General features: G+C 57.5%; 20 protein-coding genes. 14 read left to right on the top strand and 6 right to left on the bottom strand.

All coding sequences use genetic code 11. The features are described 5' to 3' along the window. Positions 1–2 precede the first annotated feature (2 nt). From AC2FGE_RS04590 to AC2FGE_RS04580, 3 genes are read left to right on the top strand one after another with little or no spacing between them, the layout of a single operon-like run. Entirely contained in the window at positions 3–1,691 is a 1,689-nt protein-coding gene (locus AC2FGE_RS04590; protein ID WP_496818022.1) for a hypothetical protein, read from the top strand. Then, positions 1,688–2,317 carry a DUF3726 domain-containing protein gene (locus AC2FGE_RS04585; RefSeq protein WP_496818021.1) on the top strand — a complete coding sequence of 210 codons (630 nt, stop codon included), beginning with the start codon at positions 1,688–1,690 and terminating at the stop codon, positions 2,315–2,317. Before AC2FGE_RS04590 ends, AC2FGE_RS04585 begins: the two co-directional genes overlap by 4 nt. Before the next feature lie 12 nt (positions 2,318–2,329). Beyond that, positions 2,330–3,340: an Ldh family oxidoreductase gene (locus AC2FGE_RS04580; RefSeq protein ID WP_496818020.1), complete on the top strand. Its 1,011-nt coding sequence runs from the start codon at positions 2,330–2,332 to the stop codon at positions 3,338–3,340. 42 nt (positions 3,341–3,382) lie between these two features. Here the strand turns inward: AC2FGE_RS04580 and AC2FGE_RS04575 are convergent, their stop codons facing one another. After that, on the bottom strand, positions 3,383–3,994 hold the full coding sequence (locus AC2FGE_RS04575; RefSeq protein ID WP_496818019.1) for a TetR/AcrR family transcriptional regulator: 612 nt from the start codon (positions 3,992–3,994) through the stop codon (positions 3,383–3,385). Positions 3,995–4,182: 188 nt separating this feature from the next. Here AC2FGE_RS04575 and AC2FGE_RS04570 point away from each other — a divergent pair, with 188 nt between their 5' ends. The 4 genes from AC2FGE_RS04570 (at position 4,183) to AC2FGE_RS04555 (ending at position 7,522) form a co-directional block, all read left to right on the top strand. Further along, the gene (locus AC2FGE_RS04570; protein ID WP_496818018.1) at positions 4,183–5,127 is read left to right on the top strand and encodes a homocysteine S-methyltransferase family protein; all 945 of its coding nucleotides are present in this window, start codon (positions 4,183–4,185) and stop codon (positions 5,125–5,127) included. A 35-nt stretch (positions 5,128–5,162) separates the two neighbouring features. Beyond that, on the top strand, positions 5,163–5,828 hold the full coding sequence (locus AC2FGE_RS04565) for a hypothetical protein (protein ID WP_496818017.1): 666 nt from the start codon (positions 5,163–5,165) through the stop codon (positions 5,826–5,828). 70 nt (positions 5,829–5,898) lie between these two features. Further along, entirely contained in the window at positions 5,899–6,492 is a 594-nt protein-coding gene (locus AC2FGE_RS04560; RefSeq protein WP_496818016.1) for a GNAT family N-acetyltransferase, read from the top strand. 211 nt (positions 6,493–6,703) lie between these two features. Continuing rightward, positions 6,704–7,522 (top strand): sulfotransferase domain-containing protein, encoded by an 819-nt coding sequence (locus tag AC2FGE_RS04555; protein ID WP_496818015.1) that lies wholly within the window; start codon positions 6,704–6,706, stop codon positions 7,520–7,522. On the opposite strand, the gene AC2FGE_RS04550 is transcribed toward AC2FGE_RS04555, so the two are convergent. Beyond that, positions 7,513–8,406 carry a LysR family transcriptional regulator gene (locus AC2FGE_RS04550; RefSeq protein WP_496818014.1) on the bottom strand — a complete coding sequence of 298 codons (894 nt, stop codon included), beginning with the start codon at positions 8,404–8,406 and terminating at the stop codon, positions 7,513–7,515. The two genes, AC2FGE_RS04555 and AC2FGE_RS04550, sit on opposite strands and share 10 nt — an antisense overlap. Before the next feature lie 78 nt (positions 8,407–8,484). On the opposite strand from AC2FGE_RS04550, the gene AC2FGE_RS04545 reads away from it, so the two are divergent. The 5 genes from AC2FGE_RS04545 to AC2FGE_RS04525 all read left to right on the top strand — a co-directional run bounded on the left by AC2FGE_RS04545 (position 8,485) and on the right by AC2FGE_RS04525 (position 13,712). Next, entirely contained in the window at positions 8,485–9,606 is a 1,122-nt protein-coding gene (locus AC2FGE_RS04545; protein WP_496818013.1) for an ABC transporter ATP-binding protein, read from the top strand. Continuing rightward, positions 9,606–10,526: a carbohydrate ABC transporter permease gene (locus AC2FGE_RS04540; protein ID WP_496818012.1), complete on the top strand. Its 921-nt coding sequence runs from the start codon at positions 9,606–9,608 to the stop codon at positions 10,524–10,526. The genes AC2FGE_RS04545 and AC2FGE_RS04540 overlap by 1 nt, the downstream gene beginning before the upstream one ends. Next, on the top strand, positions 10,519–11,454 hold the full coding sequence (locus AC2FGE_RS04535) for a carbohydrate ABC transporter permease (RefSeq protein ID WP_496818011.1): 936 nt from the start codon (positions 10,519–10,521) through the stop codon (positions 11,452–11,454). Before AC2FGE_RS04540 ends, AC2FGE_RS04535 begins: the two co-directional genes overlap by 8 nt. A gap of 103 nt (positions 11,455–11,557) precedes the next feature. Continuing rightward, positions 11,558–12,817 (top strand): extracellular solute-binding protein, encoded by a 1,260-nt coding sequence (locus AC2FGE_RS04530; RefSeq protein WP_496818010.1) that lies wholly within the window; start codon positions 11,558–11,560, stop codon positions 12,815–12,817. 70 nt (positions 12,818–12,887) lie between these two features. After that, positions 12,888–13,712 (top strand): metallophosphoesterase, encoded by an 825-nt coding sequence (locus AC2FGE_RS04525; RefSeq protein WP_496818009.1) that lies wholly within the window; start codon positions 12,888–12,890, stop codon positions 13,710–13,712. Between the two features lie 42 nt (positions 13,713–13,754). Here AC2FGE_RS04525 and nagA read toward each other — a convergent pair whose 3' ends face one another. The 4 genes from nagA to AC2FGE_RS04505 are packed head-to-tail and all read right to left on the bottom strand — an operon-like array spanning position 13,755 to position 17,552. Next, positions 13,755–14,885, bottom strand: a complete 1,131-nt coding sequence (gene nagA, locus AC2FGE_RS04520; protein WP_496818008.1) for an N-acetylglucosamine-6-phosphate deacetylase — start codon at positions 14,883–14,885, stop codon at positions 13,755–13,757. Further along, entirely contained in the window at positions 14,882–15,910 is a 1,029-nt protein-coding gene (locus AC2FGE_RS04515; RefSeq protein WP_496818006.1) for an SIS domain-containing protein, read from the bottom strand. The genes nagA and AC2FGE_RS04515 overlap by 4 nt, the downstream gene beginning before the upstream one ends. Before the next feature lie 12 nt (positions 15,911–15,922). After that, a complete protein-coding gene (locus AC2FGE_RS04510) occupies positions 15,923–16,678 on the bottom strand; it encodes a GntR family transcriptional regulator (protein WP_496818005.1) in 756 nt (251 codons plus the stop codon). After that, positions 16,665–17,552, bottom strand: a complete 888-nt coding sequence (locus AC2FGE_RS04505) for a glucosamine kinase nucleotide-binding domain-containing protein (protein ID WP_496818004.1) — start codon at positions 17,550–17,552, stop codon at positions 16,665–16,667. Before AC2FGE_RS04505 ends, AC2FGE_RS04510 begins: the two co-directional genes overlap by 14 nt. A gap of 159 nt (positions 17,553–17,711) precedes the next feature. On the opposite strand from AC2FGE_RS04505, the gene AC2FGE_RS04500 reads away from it, so the two are divergent. Beyond that, entirely contained in the window at positions 17,712–18,635 is a 924-nt protein-coding gene (locus tag AC2FGE_RS04500) for an N-acetylmuramic acid 6-phosphate etherase (protein ID WP_496818003.1), read from the top strand. Then, on the top strand, positions 18,632–19,885 hold the full coding sequence (locus AC2FGE_RS04495) for an ABC transporter substrate-binding protein (RefSeq protein WP_496818002.1): 1,254 nt from the start codon (positions 18,632–18,634) through the stop codon (positions 19,883–19,885). The genes AC2FGE_RS04500 and AC2FGE_RS04495 overlap by 4 nt, the downstream gene beginning before the upstream one ends. Positions 19,886–19,897: the final 12 nt, after the last annotated feature.

The following is a 19,897-nucleotide window of genomic DNA, read 5'->3' as shown; positions in this document are numbered from 1 at the left end:
GAATGGAAACTCAGACCGAGACACAGATCGAAAGACGAGACCCAGCGACCGTCATGCGCCTGTCGCGGTTGGGGTCGCTGCATCAATGCCGCTTGAGTTTCATGCGGCAATTGACCCGCCGTCTGGCGCACGAAAACTGGAGTTTCTCACGCCCGGTCTTTGACATTGACGCCAATGGTGTAGGTCGGGCGGTCTATACGGCGCAAGGGCCGGAACGGGCCTATTCTCTGGTGGCCTTTGCCCATGATCTGCCACCAGAAAAACGATCTGACCGCGTGATTGCCGAAGCCTGGGATGCCACCTTTGCCCTGTTCGACGGCATCCCGACCGAAGCCGATATTGACCGTTTGTCCCAAAACGTACCCCTGCAAGAGGCCGGGCGCGTAAGCGAGAGCGAACTGTCGCTATCGCGCGCCAACCGTTCTGTACGTTTGTGGGCGCATGTCGTTGACGCTCTGGCCGCCGGGCAGCAACCGGATTTGGCACAGATACATCAGGTCGGCTACTTGATGCGCACAACAGCGGTCTACGGTTCAGGCAAGTTTGGTGCAGCGGATCGGGAAAAGGTGGCCAATCGCCCCGAGGCGCAAGCTCCGTTTCAGATTGAGATGCTGTCGGTCTTTCTGACCCGAACCTTTGTGCGCGATCTGGTGCAGCACATGGCCAATGCCAAAGGCGGCGATCAGGCCGTGCAGCTGGACCCCGAGATCGCGCGTTGGCTGGGGATCGGGAACTCCACAGGGTTGGGCATGGCCCCCTTTATCGTTAACCACCCGGTTCTGTTCAACAACTGGATCATGGCGCGAGAGGAGGCGATCGCTCGTGTCCGATCGGTCGCCAGCGCAACACGGGACGAAGCGGATCGGTTCCGCAACCTGTTTCGTCGCAGCCAGCTGTCGATTTCATGGTGGCAGTCTGAACACCCGATACAGATCAAAAAACTCGCCCAGCTGAACGTCGATCTCAAGGCGATTGAGGCCTATCTGGACGACGATGACCTGAGCGGCGCAAATCCGTGGGATCGATTGGTCAACTGGTCGGAAACCGCGCTGAGCGAGGAGGGGCAGGAGTTTCTGGCTTCGCTGATCCTGGAACCCTATCCGGATCTTGCGGACGGGCTGACCTCTTGCATGGCAGACAGCCGGACCAACGCTTTTGTGATCGATGGCAGGATGTCGGTTGGCCACGCTCGCGATCTGATCCGCAATACCCATGGCTGGGCGCTTGATCTGGATTGGTCAGCACGGGAAAACTGCGCCCGCGCCTGGTACGTGTCCGAAGAAAAGCTGGAACCCCGACTGGGCGAACGGTTCGAAGAGCCCATCGAGGCGTATGAACAACCCTTGGCCCCGGCGCGCGATGCGGCTGCGGCTTACACCGCGCTGCGCGCGTGGGATGACAGCCAGACAATTGCCGAATTTCTGCTGCGCCACCCTGAACACAGGCACACAATCCGCCGCGTCCAACTGGCGCGTTCCGCACCCTACGGGGAAATCCGCGACAACACGATTGGCGACACAGTGCTGCCCATCGACATGTTGCGGGCAAAACTGTCCTTCTTTGGCGCCACCCATTTCGACCCGCGCTCGGACAGATGGGTACGGATCTGCATGTATTCCGGCGCGCCCTATCCCGAAGAACTATCATCTGAAAACGCAGATCTTTGGGTTTATCCGCAGGAACCCGCATGAACTTTTCACTGAACGAGATGGCGGCGACCGCCAAACGCGCCACCCGGGGTGCGGGCTATTCCTGGGGTCAAGCCGAGGAAGCAGCTAAGGCAACAAGATGGCTCTGCGCACAAGGCTTGGACGGGGCTGGAACGCTCGCAGCTTTGTTGAACCTTGATTTCGCATCCAATCCCGATTTGCATCGCCCTGGGCAAGTTGAGGGTGTTTGGACGGGCGAAACAACCCTCTGTCCGCTTTCAGTTGGGCCTTTGCTTTCGGACTGTGTTCACCTGCTGGAAAACGGTCAGATCGAGATTCACGATCTGGCAGCCCCTGCCCTGTTGCTGCCCTTTGCATCTTATGCCGCGCGCGCGTTGAATGGCGCCGTCGCTGTTGAGATTGATCGGGTCCACGCCATCACAGATGGTGTCACTCTATCGGTAACCGATATGTCTGCGGCCCCGGCACAACGCGTTACAGTTCAACGCAGCGCAGATGCGGTTTCGCCCCGCGATCCGCATACGCGCGCTGTTCCGACCCAAAAGGATTGGGACACGCTACTCACCTTTGCTCACCGCACCTATGCCCCTGCGACCGAGGAATCCCGTTTGCTGGGTGCCGGTGCCGGGCTTTCCGACAATGACTAAAGAGAGATACACGTGACCGAAACTCGCACCCTGACCCTCGCAGAAATCGAAGACCTGTCGTTCCGCGCCCTTGTGGCGGCCGGGACATCCGAGGCAAATGCCCGTCCGCTGGCGCAAGCCACGGCAGCGACCGAAGCGGATGGTGTTGCCAGTCACGGGCTGGCCTATATCCCAATCTATTGCGAGCATGTGCAATGCGGGAAGGTCGATGGAAAGGCAGAGCCCGTATTGTCACGCCCGAAACCGAGTGTTGTGGCCGTAGACGCCGCCACCGGCTTTGCGCATTCTGCGATCGATACGGGATTCGAGGCGCTGATCCCTGCTGCCCGCGAACAGGGTGTTGCCGTATTGGCCATCCGAAACAGCTATAACTGCGGCGTTCTGGGCTACCACACGCATCGTCTGGCTCAGGCCGGTCTGGTTGGGTTGGGCTTTACCAACGCCCCGGCATCAATCGCGCCATCAGGAGGCTCAAAACCCGTTGTCGGGACCAATCCGTTCTCAATCGCGGCACCGGGGTCCGATGGCCAGCCCGCATTACTGATCGACCAAAGCGCCAGCACCATCGCCAAAAGCGAGGTGATGAAACACGCGCGCGAAGGTAAGCCGATCCCTGTTGGCTGGGCCCTGGATGCCGACGGCAATCCAACAACCGATCCCGAAATTGGTCTGAAAGGGTCCATGGCGCCTTCGGGCGGCTACAAAGGCGTTGGCGTCGCGCTGATGGTCGAGCTTTTGGCCGCCGCGATGACAGGGGCCACGCTGGGCATCAATGCCTCACCGTTTTCAGGAACCGCAGGCGGTCCGCCAAAAACCGGTCAGTTCTTTATTGCGATTGATCCCATGGCAACAGCAGGTGGCGCGTTCGATGCCGGGATTTCCAACCTGATCGAAGCGATCCGGTCACAGGAAGGCGCGCATCTGCCTGGTGACGGGCGCGGTTCAAAACGCATCGTTGCTCAGGTCGAAGGTGTTGCGGTGAACGCGGCAACACTGGCCAAGGTCGAAGCAATTTTGGGGTGAATCAGTCATGCGGCGCAGGGGCTGGACGCTCCAGCCTCTGCGCTATTTGGGTGCAAACAGCAGCTTCAGATAGGTTCTGAACAGCATGATCTGTTCCGAGACGTTGTTGTGTTCCCGCAAGGCCCGTTGCAGTACAAGCCCGCCCTCGACCACGCCAGATACCATATCGCCAAGCGCGTCCATGTTGACGGCTTCGCGCGGCTCGTAAATCTCGGCAATTTCTTCGAACATCCCCCGGAACCGCTTGCGCCAACCAAGGATGGCCTGACGGTTTAGCTCACGCACGCCCTCATCGAACAGTCGATCCTGATAGGCGGTTGATGCAATGACGCATCCAGGGTGGCCGGTTGGCATTTCTTCAAGCATCTCCGCCAAAAGCTTCAAACCAATCAGCATGCAGTGCAGCGGGTCGTCATTCAGCTCGCGTGCACGCGCGAACAGGTCATCATAAAGCTTGTTCTCCACTTCAATGTAACGCTCCAACATGGCCCGCGCCAACGCGTTCTTATCCTTGAAGTGATAGAAGAACCCGCCGCGTGAAATCTCTGCACCGGCAACGATTTCTTCGATCGAGGTCGCCTCGAACCCCTTTTCCAGCACCGAAGCCTCAGCAATGTCGAGGATTCGGCTACGTGTGTCCAGTTTCTGATCCATTGCGCCTCTCCCTACTGTACTGCAAGTCCAGTTCACATGGTCCACACGCTCGGCCCGGCAGTCACGATTCGGGTTACTGCCTGAAATGACAGTGAAAATTTAACCACAACAACCGAACCACGCGGCAACTATCGGCCCGGTCGGGTTCAAGAGTACCACTTTCGCATCAACGGACAAGGATTGCTTCGATGCGACTGAACGCTTTCAAAGACACGCAACGCTTCTTCCTCTCAGACGGAGGGTTGGAGACTTTTTTGATTTTCGACAAAGGCTATGATCTGCCCTGTTTTTCTGCAGCCGTGTTGCTGGATACAGAACAGGGGCGTGCGGATCTGGCCGCCTATTTCACCCGCTTCATCGATATTGCGAAATCAACTGGGCGCGGGTTCATTCTGGATGCGCCAACCTGGCGTGCAGGAACCGCCTGGGCCGGACCGCTGGGTCAGACGCTGAAAGAGGTAATGGATACAAATACCCACGCGGTTTCCTTCGTATCCCACCTGCGTACGCAACATGAAACTGAGGGTTGTCCCATCCTGATCAACGGCTTGGTTGGGCCCGCGGGCGATGCCTATGCGCCAGATACCGAGATTTCGCGACAAGAGGCGCTGCTGATTCACGCGCCTCAGATTCAGGCCTTGGGCAAGGCCGGGGTCGACATGATCAGCGCGATGACTTTGACCCACGCGGCTGAGGCCATCGGGATCGTGCAGGCTGCAAAGGAAATCGACTTACCTGTTGTCATAGCGTTTACGCTGGAAACGGACGGCCGGCTGCCTTCCGGCCAAAGGCTGCAAGACGCGATTGCCGAGGTGGATGCGGCCACCAACAAGGGCCCGCTTTACTACATGATCAACTGCGCGCATCCGGACCATTTTCGCGACGTGCTCGATGCGGGCGCAGACTGGGCGCTTCGGATCGGCGGTGTTCGCGCCAATGCTTCTCGTCAAAGTCACGCGGAACTCGACGCAGCAGAGGTTCTGGACGATGGCGATCCGGTCGAACTGGGGCAACTGAGCGCCGATCTCTTGGCGCACCTTCCGAATATCCGGGTTTTGGGCGGTTGCTGCGGCACCGACCACCGGCATGTGGGTTGCATCGCGGGGCATGATCCATCGCGTCCTGCGGCCTGAGCTTTCTCAAATCTACCTCCCTGAAAGGAAAACCAATGTTTAAGACATTTCTAACCTCGACCGCGCTGATGTTGTCACTGGCCACCTATGCCAAGGCCGAAGCGCCCATGGCCTTTGACGTGGCCGAGGATCACACACGTATCCATATGGCAACTGCGCCTTTGCACGAAAACGGCATGCCTGCACATGGCAATGCCTTTGTCAGCCAGGGCTATATCTATCCTGCCGGCACGCTTGCCAAAGGCACTGTTGGTGTTCTTGAAGATGGCAGCCCTGCCTTTCCCGATCTGGTTCTGGGCACGTGGACATGTGACGGGTATTTCGTTGGCGAAGGTGGCAATGCCACCACCGGAGTCTGGATCATCAGTCGCCAAACCTTTGCCTTCGATGATGGCGCAACAGTCGTGACCCAAGGCACCGAGATCGCGGATATAGGGCAGCCAAACCTGCGGCCTGTGACTGGCGCAACAGGTGAATTCGCCAACATCGATGGTGGGTTGATCCAGACAACGCTTGGTTTCAACGACTTTTGGGGGCTGAGTGCGACCTATGTGTTTGAAGGCCGCACGCCTGATCACGTATCGGGGCCGGATCATGCCAGCTATGGCACTGACCAGATTGATAAAACGGATCATCTGGAATGGGATTCGGGCGTGCCCGTGGGCCCGATCTTTGACGACGGCCTGAGCCCATCGACCTAGCCCCTCCAAAAAGAGCGATCGGGCCGAATACCGGCCCGATCTAATCTATTGCTTCACAAAGAGCGCGAAGATGAACATTCAAAATCAAACCCTTATCCGGCAAGCGGATGTTTCTGATGCCGAACACCTCGCCAAGCTGATCAACCTTGCGGGCGAAGGTATCCCGAATTGGCTGTGGACCCGTTCCTGCATCGAAGGGCAAACACCGCTTGAAGTTGGCATCGAGCGTGCCAAACGCAAAAGCGGCGGCTTTTCTTATACAAATGCGCTGGTCGCGGAGCGCACGGGACAGGCCCTAGGCATGGTTCTAAGCTACGCAATCGCCGAGGCGCCAACCGACAACCCAGACGACCTGCCTGCCCCGATTGCGCCATTTGTGGCGCTTGAAAAGCTGTCGGTCGGTACCTGGTTCATCAACGCACTGTCGGTTTTCCCTGAAGGACGAAACCAGAGCATCGGGACGCAGCTGATGGCCGCAGCCGAAGACCAAGCGAAGATGCAAGGATTCAGCAAGATGAGCATTCAGGTATACGCCCAGAACACGGGTGCGGTTCGCTTGTATGACAGGCTGGGATATTCGCTGCTGGCGCGCGAACCCGTGCGCCTGCACCCCTGCCCGCCCTACTATACTGGGGATGTTCTGCTGTTGATGAAAAGCATCTAGTTCATGTCTTGTGTTTGGTTGCTTTGGCAGGTCCAAACCGGGAACCTGTTGCCGGGACCTATTGGCGCTTCTAGACTTGGTGCACTTCATTTGATCGCACCGGCATGGGTCGCAAGACCTGTTCTATGGGCCAAGTCACTAGGCGGAGGTAGCACTCTTGACGCATCGAAAGCTTTATCTTGGTCCCCTGACAGACAACAGGCGCTGGGATATGGTCAATATTCGACCTGATGATGTGTTTGTTGTGACACCCCCGAAATGCGGCACAACCTGGATGCAAACCATCGTGGCCTTGTTGCTTTCAGGCGATCCCGAGGTCGAAACAGAGCTGTCGATCAAGATGCCCTGGGTCGATATTCGCCTGCGAGAAATGCCCGAGGTTGCTGCACGGCTTGAGGCAATGACCTGCCGCCGCAGTATGAAAAGCCATACCCCGCTGGATGGCCTGCCATTGGATGATCACGCACATTATATCTGCGTGTTCCGGCATCCGCTGGACGCGCATTTTTCATTCCGAAATCACATACGGAACATTCCCATACCTTGGTTTGATCACTGGTATCCAGAACAGGATGACGACGGCATCACATTCCGCCGGTTTCTGGATGGTGGTTCCGAAGGCTTCGATGCAGACGCTATGCCGCTTGCGCATATCCTGCGACATTTCAAAGCGGCAAAGGCGATGTCTGATCGGCCCAATATCTCTTTGTTTCACTATTCTGATATGAAACGAGATTTGGCAGGCGTGTTTGCGCAGCTTTCAGAACTTCTGAATACGCCTCATTCAACACCGGTGATGCAACAGCTCATCGCGGCCGCGACATTCGATCATATGAAGGAGAATGCCGAACGGTATGCCCCCAGTGGAGGCAAAGGCTTTTTCAAGTCAGATACAGAGTTCTTTCACAGCGGTTCCAGCGGAAAGTGGCATGATCAACTGTCGGATCAGGAACTTGCCGCCTACGACGCCATCATGGACGAACATCTGAATCTGGAAGAAAGGTTCTGGCTTGAAAATGGTCAAGGCTGATCTTCGGCGACCTGACAAAAACTTCGCACCAGTTTCAAATCCATTCTATGGCGTGGCACGACCAGACTGGTTTCGTAGTGCTTCTCCAACTCCCGGATCGGGACCTGAGTCAGCCCGGCCTCTGACCCTGCGCTGTTTTCCAGAAAGATACCGACGCCTAATCCGGCCATGATCGCCTCTTTCATCACTGGAAATGTGGTGGTTTTGACAATCCGGCGCGGCGTCAGCCGCAGTTTATCCAACGCTGTGGTTACGACCCTTTGCGTTAGCGATCCACTTTCGGGTAGCAGAAGCGTTTCGTCCATGATCTGGGTAAGGCTCAGCACTTTGCGCCGCGACCAGTCATGCGTTTCCCTGACATACAGCACAAAGCGAGACGTGCAGAGCGGCTGAAGATACCACTCGGTGCTGATTGTAGGCTCGGTGATGACGCCAAAATCCACCTTGCGTTTCTGCAACAACTCAATGGCGCTGCTCCAATCGCATAGCGCAAAATCGATATCGACATTGGGATACATGTCGGCAAATTGGGCGATCAGGCCCAACGCGGGTTGAGGGGCGTTTGCGATAATCTTCAAATGACCGCGTTCCAGTTCTGAAAAGCCCTGAACCTTTTCTTCGATGATCATGTGCAGTGTCGCAAACCTGTCGGCGAGGTCAAAGAATTCCTGCCCTGTTGCGGTTAACTCGACCCCATCGCGAGCCCGCACCAGCAAACGCGCACCCACACGTGCCTCAAGCTTGGCAATATGCTGCGAAACAGCGGATTGCGACACGCCCAACGCGCGGGCCGCGTTAGTCAGGCTGCCTTCTCGCACGACATAGGCGAAGGCTTTGAACTGATACGGATTTATGTTCATGTCGCCGCGCAGTTTAGCTGGCATAAGCAACACTTATATGTCGTCACAGAATCGCGACATGAACTTCTTAAGCTACGCCCGGTCAGTTGGGGTAGCCGCGCTATGGGTCAAATCAGCCTTCAAGGTATTCAGAAAACATTCGGGCCAACACCTGTGCTTAAGGGTGTCGATCTGGAAATCGAAGAGGGTGAGTTCCTGACCCTTGTGGGCCCGTCCGGCTGCGGTAAATCCACCTTGCTCCGCATCCTTGCTGGGCTCGAAGCTCCGACGGCGGGCCAGGTGATGATTGACGGGCAAGACGTGACCCGAATGCGCCCGGCCAGCCGCAATCTGGCGATGGTGTTCCAGTCTTACGCGCTTTACCCGCATCTGACGGTTGCCGAAAACATGATGACGCCGCTCAAACTGCGGGACATTGGGACAGCCGGGCGCCTGCCCGTGCTGGGTCCCTTGATTGCCCGCTCGGCCTACCGAGGGCTTCGGGCCAAGGTCGATGAAACCGCTGAGACTTTGCAGATCCAAAACCTGTTGGATCGCAAACCGGGCCAGTTGTCGGGTGGTCAGCGTCAGCGTGCAGCTTTGGGCCGGGCTATGGTACGCAATCCGGTCGCCTTTTTGATGGATGAACCACTGTCCAATCTGGACGCAGCCTTGCGGGTTCACATGCGGGCTGAACTGTCCGATCTGCACCGCCGTCTGAAAACAACCTTCGTCTATGTCACCCATGATCAGGCCGAGGCGCTGACCATGTCGGATCGGATGGCCGTCATGATGGATGGTCATATTCTGCAGCTTGGCAAACCGGATGATATCTATCGCAATCCACAATCCTTGGCCGTCGCCCGCTTTGTCGGATCACCCGCAATCAACACCCTGCCTGCCGAAATCGATGGCGCCGGTGTATTGCGGGCGCTGGATGTCAGTTTGTTGGGCACCAACGCCCAGTCAGGTCCCGTCACATTGGGCATCCGGCCTGAACATCTGAGCATCGATCCCGCGGGCGCGTTTTCCGGGGTCGTGACCCATCGGGAAAACCTAGGTTCCGATCTGTTCATTCATCTAGGTGTTAACGGGTTAGAGCAAAAGATCGTTGTTCGGGCTGCCCCGGACACGCAAGCCGAGATTGGACAGACTCTGCGGTTTTCTGCGATCCGGGATAAAATCATGATGTTTGACGACAGCGGTGCACGACTGTCCGAGCAGACAATGCTCGAGGTCGCCTGATGCCCGGTTCGCGCGCTTATCTTTGGTTCATCGCCCCGGCGCTGATCCTGATGATCGTGATCCTGATTGTGCCAATTGGCATCGCGGGTGTGCTGAGCTTTACCAACTATTCGCTGGGAAATGCGGGCATGGACTATGTCGGTTGGGAGAATTTCGAGAAAATCTTTACCCGGCGCAGCTATGAAAAGATGTTCGGGGCGACGTTCCGATATGTCTTTGTTGTTGTGCCGCTTACAGTTCTTCTGGGTTTGGGTGCCGCCCTTCTGATTCATTCACTTACCCGCTTTGGGAACCTGTACAAGACGATCTATTTTCTGCCGGTCATGGCCGCGCTGATCGCTATGGCCATCGTGTGGGAATTTGCCCTGCACCCGACCATCGGCATTGTGAATGCAACGCTGGAAAAAGGATGCGGCACGTGGCTCGAGGGCTGGGGCTGGTACGCGCAAGGCTGTGCCAAGACTTTCCCGCTTTGGCTGACTGATCGGGATTATGCGATCTGGACAGTAGCGTTCATCGGCGTTTGGCAGGGTTTCGGCTTTAACATGGTCTTGTATCTGGCCGGGCTCAGCTCGATCCCACCCTCGCTCTATGATGCTGCCGAAATGGATGGCGCACCCACTGGGTGGGAGCGTTTCCGGCTGGTGACCTGGCCGATGCTGGGTCCCACAACCGTGTTTGTCGTCACAATCTCATTCATCCGATCCTTTCAGGTCTTTGACACGGTCGAGGCATTCTATCCGCAAGGCGGTGGGCCGTCGAAATCTGTCTATGTGATGATGTTTGCGATCTACGAAAAGGCGATCCAGCAAAACCTGATGGGGATCGGCGCTGCCATCACCGTGGTGTTCCTGGCCTTTGTCATGTTCCTGACGCTGGTGCAGCGCTGGCTGGTGGACCGGAGGACTCATTATGTCTGATACAACTTCCACCCCCGCCACCGCCCTACCCGAGATCGGGTATCGGTTTTCCACCGCCGAGACGATCAAACATGTCATCCTGATCCTGGGCGCAATCGTCGTCCTGCTGCCCTTCTATGTGATGGTCAGTTACTCGTTCAAAGCGCCGCATGAGATCATGCAAAACCTGGGTGGTTTCTTCGGTAGCCAGCAACCGTTCCGGGATGATTTCTGCGTCAAGCTCGGCAATGCTGCGGCGGATTGCATGGTCAATCCGACTGTCTACAATTACACGACCGCTTTCGCCAAAGCGCCCTTGCTGCGCTATTTGGCCAATGGGATCTTCGTAACCCTGTCGATCTTTCTGATCCAGGTCATCGTCGCCCTGCCCTGCGCTTATGCTTTGGCCAAGCTCCGGTTCTGGGGGCGCGAGGCGGTGTTTGCGCTGGTGCTGTTCTGCCTTCTGATCCCTGTACACGCAATCGCGTTGCCGCTGTACATCATGCTGGCCAAAGTTGGGCTGACAAACACCTATGCGGCGCTCATCGTGCCCTGGACCATCTCGGTGTTTGGGATATTCCTGATGCGTCAGTTCTTTATGACCGTGCCCGACGATCTGATCGATGCCGCCCGGATGGATGGGATGAGCGAGTATTCCATCGTCTGGAACGTCATGCTGCCCACCGCCATTCCCGCCTTGCTGGCCTTTGGGATCTTTTCGGTTGTCGCGCATTGGAATGATTATTTCTGGCCGCGCATCGTGATCACCGGCAATCGCGAGCTGTTCACGCCACCGCTGGGCTTGCGAGAATTCAAAGGGGACGCGGATGGTGACAATTTCGGTCCGATGATGGCCACGGCCTGCATCATCGTGACCCCGCTGATCGTTGTTTTCCTGCTGGCGCAACGCCGCTTTATCGAAGGGATAACACTATCCGGAATGAAGTAGGGCGGGATATCCCCGCCCCACCACGAGATCCCAAATCGGGATACCCACCAGGGGGCTGCCAATCGCCAAACCGTCAGACCCCTCAGTTCAACTGGAGAGAGTAATGAAAACCCTCACAACTGCAATGGCTTTGGTACTTGCCGGAGGGGCAGCCACTGCCCAAGACAAGATCGTCGTCGAGTTTGCCTATCCCTATAGCCATCTCTTTGACGTTACCTACGAAAAGATACTGCCAAAGTTCTATGCTGAGAACCCGAACATCGAAATCAAGATGCGGGCGACCTATGAAAGCTATGAAGATGGCACCAACACGATCCTGCGCGAAGCCGTTGCCGGCACACTGCCAGACGTGACAATGCAGGGCCTGAACCGTCAGGCGATCCTGGTGGAAAAAGGCATCGCAAAATCGCTGGAGCCTTTCATCGCGAAAGAGGCCGATTTCGCCAAAGACGGCTATCACAAGGCGATGCTGGACCTTGGCACCTTTAACGAAGATGTCTACGGCCTGCCCTTTTCGATCTCGCTGCCGGTTGGCTACTACAACATGGAGACCATGGCCAAGGCTGGCTATGACGAAACCAACCTGCCCACAACCTGGGCTGAGGTGATCGAAGCCTGTGGCCGCCTGAAAGAAGCCGGTGTCGAAAACCCCATGTTCTGGGGCTGGAACATCACCGGCAACTGGTTCCTGCAAGCGCTGATGTGGAGCCAGGACAAACCCACCGTCATGGGTACCGACTTCACCCTGGACGAGCCCGAAGGCCTGCAGGCGCTGAACACGATGAAAGATCTGTTCCAGGGTTGTGAAATGCAGAACCTGGAATGGAAAGGCGCTTTGGCTTCGTTCTCGGCCGGTGAGATTGGCATGATGTACTGGTCCACATCCGCCGTTGGCGCAGTTGAGCGCGCGATGGGTGATTTCACCTTAGTGACGCACGAATACCCCGGCTTTGCCGCAGAAGGACCCATGGGCCTGCCTGCGGGCGGAAACTCGGCCCTGCTGGTGTCGACGTCTGAGGATCCGGCAGAGCTGGAAGCGGCATGGAAATGGCTGAAATTCATCACCTCCGGTGAAGGTGCCGCCGATGTGGCGCGGACCACAGGTTACATGCCGCCGAACCAGGCCGCGAATGAGATCATTCTGGCCGATTTCTATGCCGAAAACCCGGCCAAGGCGACAGCGGTACGTCAGCTGCCCCTGCTGCGTGAATGGCAGGCCTATCCGGGCGACAACGGTCTGGCCGCAACGCAGGTCATCTATGACGGGATCGAAGGCATCGTGACCGGCGAATATGATGACATGGAAGAGTTGCAGCAAGACCTGACCGAAGAAGTGCAGGATCTGCTGCCCTCCGGGTCGTAAAACTCAAGGCCCGTGCCATAGGCTGGCGCGGGCCAATTCCTCTTAGATTAATACTCAAAAGGCGCCGTCCATGAAGCTGCTTCAATTCACCGATATTCACCTGACAACGCCGGGCGATACCATCAGCGGTCGCGATCCATTGGCCAATCTGAACAAAGCACTGGATCACGCGATGCAAAGCCACAGCGATGCCGAGGCGTTGTTTATCACAGGTGATCTGTCCGATTGGGGTGAAGCTGCAGATTATGCGTTGCTGAAGGAACGGATGGAAAGCATCCCGCTTCCCGTCGAGTTGCTGATCGGCAACCACGATGATCGCCCGACCTTTTTGCGCTGTTTCCCGGAACTGGAAGGTGAAGGCGGATTTGTGCATCGCACGGTACCACTGAGTCTGGGTCATGCAGTGCTTCTGGATACATGGGGCCCGAACACCCATGCTGGTCATTTCTGCACAAAACGTGCCGATTGGCTGTCCCGACAGTTGGAAACCCTGCCTGGTTCGGTCTGGATATTCATGCATCACAACCCGGTTCCGATCGAAATAGCCCCAATGGATGAGATTATGCTGCTGGACGCGGGTTTATTTGCTGAAACGATTGCGCCACATACAGCCAAAATCCGGCACATATTCCACGGGCATTGCCACTTACCATTGTCTGGCTCTTTGCTGGGCGTTCCATTGTCGGCCCCCCGAGGCACCAATCATGCCGGGTGGGCCGACTTCTCTGCAACCCGCTTTCTGTCGTCCTCTGACCTGCCGGAAAGCTATGCGGTGATCTTTGCAACCGAGACCACAACGATGACCCATATGGTAGAATTCGGGTATGCGGGCGAGATCAAGGGCGAAGGCACCCCCGATTATGCCGATTGGAATAAGCTCACGATGGTGCGGTAACAGGCTGATAGTCAGTCGGTGATCGACCCCTGAAAGGGTCGATCAGGCCACAACCGGCTGGGCCGCCGACAAATCCGGCGCGATCAGGATCATGTGTGATAGGTCCATCGGCATCCTGTCGCCCTGTTTTGAAATGAACTGATGCGGAATGCTGGTGGCTGCGGCCAAAGCCCGTGACAATGGGATATCGACCTGTTCGGTCAGAACCTTCACCGCTTGCGTCAGACACAGGTCGGCCCCGGCCAGAGTTCCATCCTGCAAGGTCAGCCTGCCTTCTCTGCGTTGAATCGGGCGACCTTCCAATTGGAATTCTGTCAGATCTGTCCCTGCCACAGCCATCGCGTCGCTGACAAGAAAAATGCAGCCCGGCCCCTGCTTGGCAGCCCAGGCGGCGCGCATGGTTTCGGGATGAACATGCACACCATCCGCAATCAGCCCCGCTGACATCGTCCCGCATGCTAGGGCGGCACCGACCAGGCCCGGCTCTCGGTTGCCAAGTTGGCTCATGGCGTTGAACAGATGCGTAACACAGCGCGCGCCTGCTTCGGCGTAAGCCAAACAGGTGTCAAAGGATGCATCGCTATGGCCGAGCGAGACAAGCACGCCAGCCTGCGCCAGTGCCTTGACTTGTTCAGGCGTTGTTGTTTCGGGGGCAACCGTAACCATCAAAGCGGGCAGATGCCTTGCCGCACAAACAATGGCTTCCAGATCAGTCTGCTCCATCGTGCGGATCAGGGCTGCGTCATGCGCCCCTTTGCGCCGCTCCGACAGGTGTGGGCCTTCCAAATGCAGGCCAGCAATACCCGGCACACCCGCCTGTACGGCTTTGATTGCGGCCTCAATTGCATCCCGCGTTTTCTGGGCCGTATCCGTGATCAGGGTAGGCAGGATACGGGTCGCGCCCAACCCTCGATGCGCCTTTGCGATCCGGCTGAGTGTATCAACGGATGGGTCGTCGTTGAACATCACGCCGTCACCGCCATTGACCTGCAGATCCACATATCCGGGGCTGAGGATGCGCCCGGCCAAATCCTCGATTTGGTCGCCGGTGGCCTGCGCCTCGGGGATCAATGCGTCCATCACACCGTTGCGGAACCGCGCAGCGTAACCGACATGCAGGTCGCTTCCGTCGAATATCGGGCCGCCCGCAAAGGTAATCGAAGGGCCGGTCATACCGTTTCCGTCACTTTCTTCAGGTGACGCGGCATATCTGGGTCGACACCACGCCGGGTGGCCACACTTTCAACCATTCCGTAGAAGGAAGCGATTGTGGGGATCGGGTCGGTCATCCAATGCGAGGTTCTGACATGTGGCAGCACCGTTGCCTGCTTCACGCGGCTGGTGGTGGCAAAGACATCCGCCCCTTTGGCGGCGAGCTTATCTGCAACCTCGGCCAGGTTGGACTCAGCTGCATCGCCTGAGGACAAGGCCAGCACCGGAAAGCCCTGATCGACGATGGAAACAGGGCCATGCAGTACTTCGGCCGCCGAATAGCTTTCAGCGTGGATCTGGCATGTTTCTTTAAATTTCAACGCAGCCTCGTTCGAGATCGCCAGCGACAGGCCGCGCCCCAGGGTAAACAGCGAACGGCCATCCACCGCTTCCGCCACCGCGCTCCAGTCACAGGCAATCGCCGCTGACAGGCTGTCCGGCAGGCCGCGGATGGCGCGTAACAACTCATCGTCGCGTTTCACCTGCGCGATTAGCCACAGGCCGGCGACTAAAGAGGTGACGAACGTCTTGGTCGCAGCCACACTCAGCTCGGGACCCGCGTGAATTGGAAGTGTCGCAGTGGACGCTTCGGCCAGAGCGGAGGCCGTGTTGTTGGTGATCGCAACTGAATAGGCCCCGCCGGAGGTTACGGATTGCGTAAGCTGCACGATGTCAGGGCTCTGCCCCGATTGTGAGACCGAGATACAAACCGCATCCTCGCAGCGCATGTCGACGCCATAGATCGATTTGACCGACGGCCCGACCGAGGCCATGGGCAGGCCCAACAGCAGCTCGGATGCGTATTTCAGAAAGCTACAAGCGTGATCCGAAGACCCCCGCGCGACTGAGATCAGGAATCGTGGATCACGGGCCCGGATTTCATCAGCCGTTTGCGCAATCCGGCTTGCGCCTTCGGTCAGCAGGCGGTCGACAGCGTCGGGTATCTCGTTGATTTCCCGCCGCATTTGAGTGGTTTTGTCAGACATGGTCCCAGGCTTTCAATTAGATAGGCGCAGTTCAGCTACAAAGTCGTAGGCATCGCCGCGATAGATTGAGCGGGTCAATTCAGCGACCCGCCCGCTTTCCAGATACGAGGTACGTTGAATCCGAAGCCCGGCTGTGCCCTCGGCAACATCCAGCAGTTCGGCCTCAGGCGCTTCGAGGTTGATGGCCGAGATCTTCTGGATCGCGCGTACCGGTCGGAACCCCGCGTGCTCAAGCACAGCATACAGCGATCCGGTCACTTCGGTCGGGTTCGGCAGGATGTCCAGCGGCAGCGCCGCGCGCTCCAGCGCCATCGGCCGCCCCCCTGCCGCACGCAGGCGGTGGATGCGGGCAACTTGCTCGTCGGTTGACAGGCCCAGGGCCATCATCTCTTCGGGTGAGGGCAGAAAAATTCCACGTTCCAGCCAGGTTGAAGTGGTCTTGAGGCCCCGCCTCTCCATATCTTCGGTGAACGAAGTCAGATGAGACAGTGACTGTTCGACCCGCGCTACCGGTTCGCGCACGAAAGACCCCGAACCTTGCCGCTGTTCAACCGCTCCTTTGCGGACCAGTTCCTGAATGGCCTTGCGCACGGTCACACGCGACAGATCGGTCAGTTCGGCAATCTCTCGTTCAGGTGGCAGCGAGCTATTGGGCGGAAGAATCCCATCCTGAATCCCTTGTTCCAGCCGTTGACGCAGCTGCACATAACGCGGGCCAGAACTTTGACCCAGCCATCCCTCAGGTCGCAGGAAATCAGCTACACTCATGTTCGATCTCCTCCTGATAAGCGCGGGCCAAAGCCAGCGCGCCGGATAGCGGGTCGCCCAAAGGCTGGGTCAGCGCGGATTGCATGTTCTGCGGCAAATAGGGCGCATAATGCGGCCCGATGCCTCCGGTCAGGCAAATCGGCAGACCCGGGGTCCAACCCATCTTATGCATCATGCCTGCCAGATAATCGGCGCCGTCCTGCAAAAGCACGACGGCAAGCACGTCCTTCTGGCTGGCCAGTTCCGTCACCTGAGGGGCGATTGCGCCGAATTCGGTTGGCGCCATTTGAGCGGCTGCTTTGACCAACCCCGGCGCGCCACCGTGGTAGGACAGTAAGTCCTGCGCCAATTGCGAAGGCTGGCTTACGCCATCGACATGATCCAAAGCCTTGGACAGCGCGCGTTTGCCGATCCATTGCGCAGAAGCCTGATCTCCCAACACGGGCCCCCACCCTCCGACCAAGCGAATCGCGTCTGCCTGTTGCGTCGCGATGAACGACCCTGTCCCGCAATGCGCAACAAACCCGTCTGCCGGACCAAGTGCCCCGCGCAAGGCGGCCGCGCGGTCATCTTCGATACGCACGTGGCGATATGGCAAAGCCATCGCCAGTTTCTGCGCGATTGCATCGCCCGTAATCCCGGCCAACCCCAGATAGGCGGGTGCGCAAATGAGATCATCAAGGGAACGACCGGACTGAGATATCAGAGCCTCTAGCCCACGCTGCAATTCACGGCAGGCGGCGTCGAAATCTGTAGATACATTTGCCGCGCCAACCTCGACCTTGTGGCGCGTATCTCCGTCGCAAAGGGCAAGGCGGCAGCGTGTTCCGCCCCCGTCAACAGCCAGAATCAGAGGTTTTGAAGATCGAGTCATAAAAAGACCTATATAATACCTATTAGCAAAAACAAAGTCCCAATTATAACCAAACGCACGATTCAGGCTCAAAACATTACCAATATAGGGTGATAAAATAAATGGTAGACTAATGGTATTTAAAAGGTATGATCATGGGAACTCTTGGGGGAGAATCACGTGAACACGCCAGTAACGGAACAACTGCATCAGGATGCACACGGGCTGGATACCCGTCCGCTGATCGAGGCGGCAGACCTGCTGGCGGTCTCGCAGGCGTCGGCAGCAAAGGCGCCGCTGGAGGCCCTGGTTCAGATATGTGGCGGCGCGCAGGCGATGGCCAATTCGATCCGGTCAGGCGGCAAGCTTCGCTATCTGGCGGCAGGATCTTCCGGCCTGATGGCCGCATCAGATGCGTTGGAACTGGGGGGCACATTCTCAATCCCCGCATCACAAATCACCATCCATATGGCCGGCGGCCTGCCGACCACAGCCGAAATGCCCGGCGATGTCGAGGATGCAGTTGATGAACTCGAAAATGAATTGGCCGACTTACACGAGAATGACACGCTGATCGCGGTTTCGGCCAGCGGAACGACACCCTATACGATTGCTGCGGCCAAGATGGCGCAGGCCAAAGGCGTGCCAGTCATCGGAATTGCCAATAATGCGGGATCACTATTGCTGCAATTGGCGGATCATGCCGTGTTGCTACCTACGCCACCCGAGTTGATTTCCGGCTCAACCCGGATGGGTGCGGGAACCGCGCAAAAAATCGCATTGAACATGCTGTCGACACTAATGGCTATCGAGCTTGGGCATATTCAGGACGGCATGATGATCAATCTGCGCGCAGACAATGACAAGCTGCGCGCACGTGCTAACGGGATCGTCTGTCAGTTGGCGGGCGTGACGGCTGAACGCGCAGATGCGGCACTCGGATCCACCGATGGCGCGCTGAAAAGCGCCGCACTTGTTGCTGCCGGAGCCTCATCCGTCGAGGCGGCAGAGGCGCTGCTGACAGAGACAGCGGGCCATTTGCGCCCTGCCATGAATCGGCTGAAGCAAAATAATGAAACTACCAAACTGGGAGAGACCAAATGAAACGCAATGTCCTAAGCCTTGCCCTGATGAGCACCGCGCTTGTCGCAAGTAGCGCCTATGCGCAGGATGCAACGATCACGATCGAAAGCTGGCGCAACGATGACCTTGCCCTGTGGCAGGAAAAGATCATTCCGGCGTTTGAAGCCGCCAATCCTGGCATCAAGGTCGTGTTTTCTCCGTCGGCCCCTGCAGAATACAACGCCGTTCTGAACTCGAAGCTCGAAGCAGGCTCTGCCGGTGATCTGATCACCTGCCGCCCGTTTGATGCCTCTCTGGCGCTGTACGAAGCAGGCCATCTGAGCGATCTGTCTGATCTGGATGCGATGAACAACTTTTCGGACGTCGCCAAATCTGCATGGCAGACCGATGATGCATCGGCCAGCTTCTGCGTTCCGATGGCGTCGGTGATCCACGGCTTCATCTACAACAAAGATGCGTTCAACGAGTTGGGCATTGAAGTTCCGACCACCGAGGCCGAGTTCTTTGCCGCATTGGACAAGATCAAGGAAGATGGCACCTATATCCCAATGGCGATGGGCACCAACGACCAGTGGGAAGCCGCCACCATGGGCTATAACAACATCGGCCCGAACTATTGGAAAGGTGAAGAAGGCCGTCTGGCGCTGATCAAGGGCGAGCAAAAGCTGACCGACACGCAGTGGGTTGCCCCCTATGCGGCGCTGGCAAAATGGGGTGACTATCTGGGTGACGGCTATGAGGCACAGACCTATCCCGACAGCCAGAACCTGTTCACACTGGGCCGGGCGGCGGTCTATCCGGCGGGCAGCTGGGAAATCTCGGGTTTCAACACGCAGGCCGATTTCGAAATGGGCGCGTTTAAGCCGCCAGTCCAGAATGCAGGCGACACCTGCTATATCTCGGATCATACCGATATCGGCATCGGCATGAACGCGGCCAGCGAAAACCCGGAAGCGGCCCGTACTTTCCTGGCATGGGTTGCAAGTCCTGAGTTTGCCAGCATCTTCGGCAACGCCCTGCCCGGTTTCTTCCCGCTCTCCAGCACTCCGGTCGAGTTGGAAGATCCGCTGGCGAAGGAAATCGTCGGTTGGCGTGAGGAATGTGAAAGCACCATCCGTTCAACTTACCAGATCCTGTCGCGTGGTACGCCAAACCTGGAAAACGAGACCTGGGGTGCATCCGTGGCCGCTATCAAAGGCACTGAGACACCAGAAGCGCTTGGCCAGAAACTGCAGGACGGTTTGGCCAGCTGGTACGCACCGCACCAGTAAGCCCTAAGCCAC

It is taken from the genome of Ruegeria sp. YTSA075, assembly GCF_059610245.1.
Note: the sequence above shows the minus strand (reverse complement) of the source record. Positions and strands in the feature narration are given on the sequence as shown.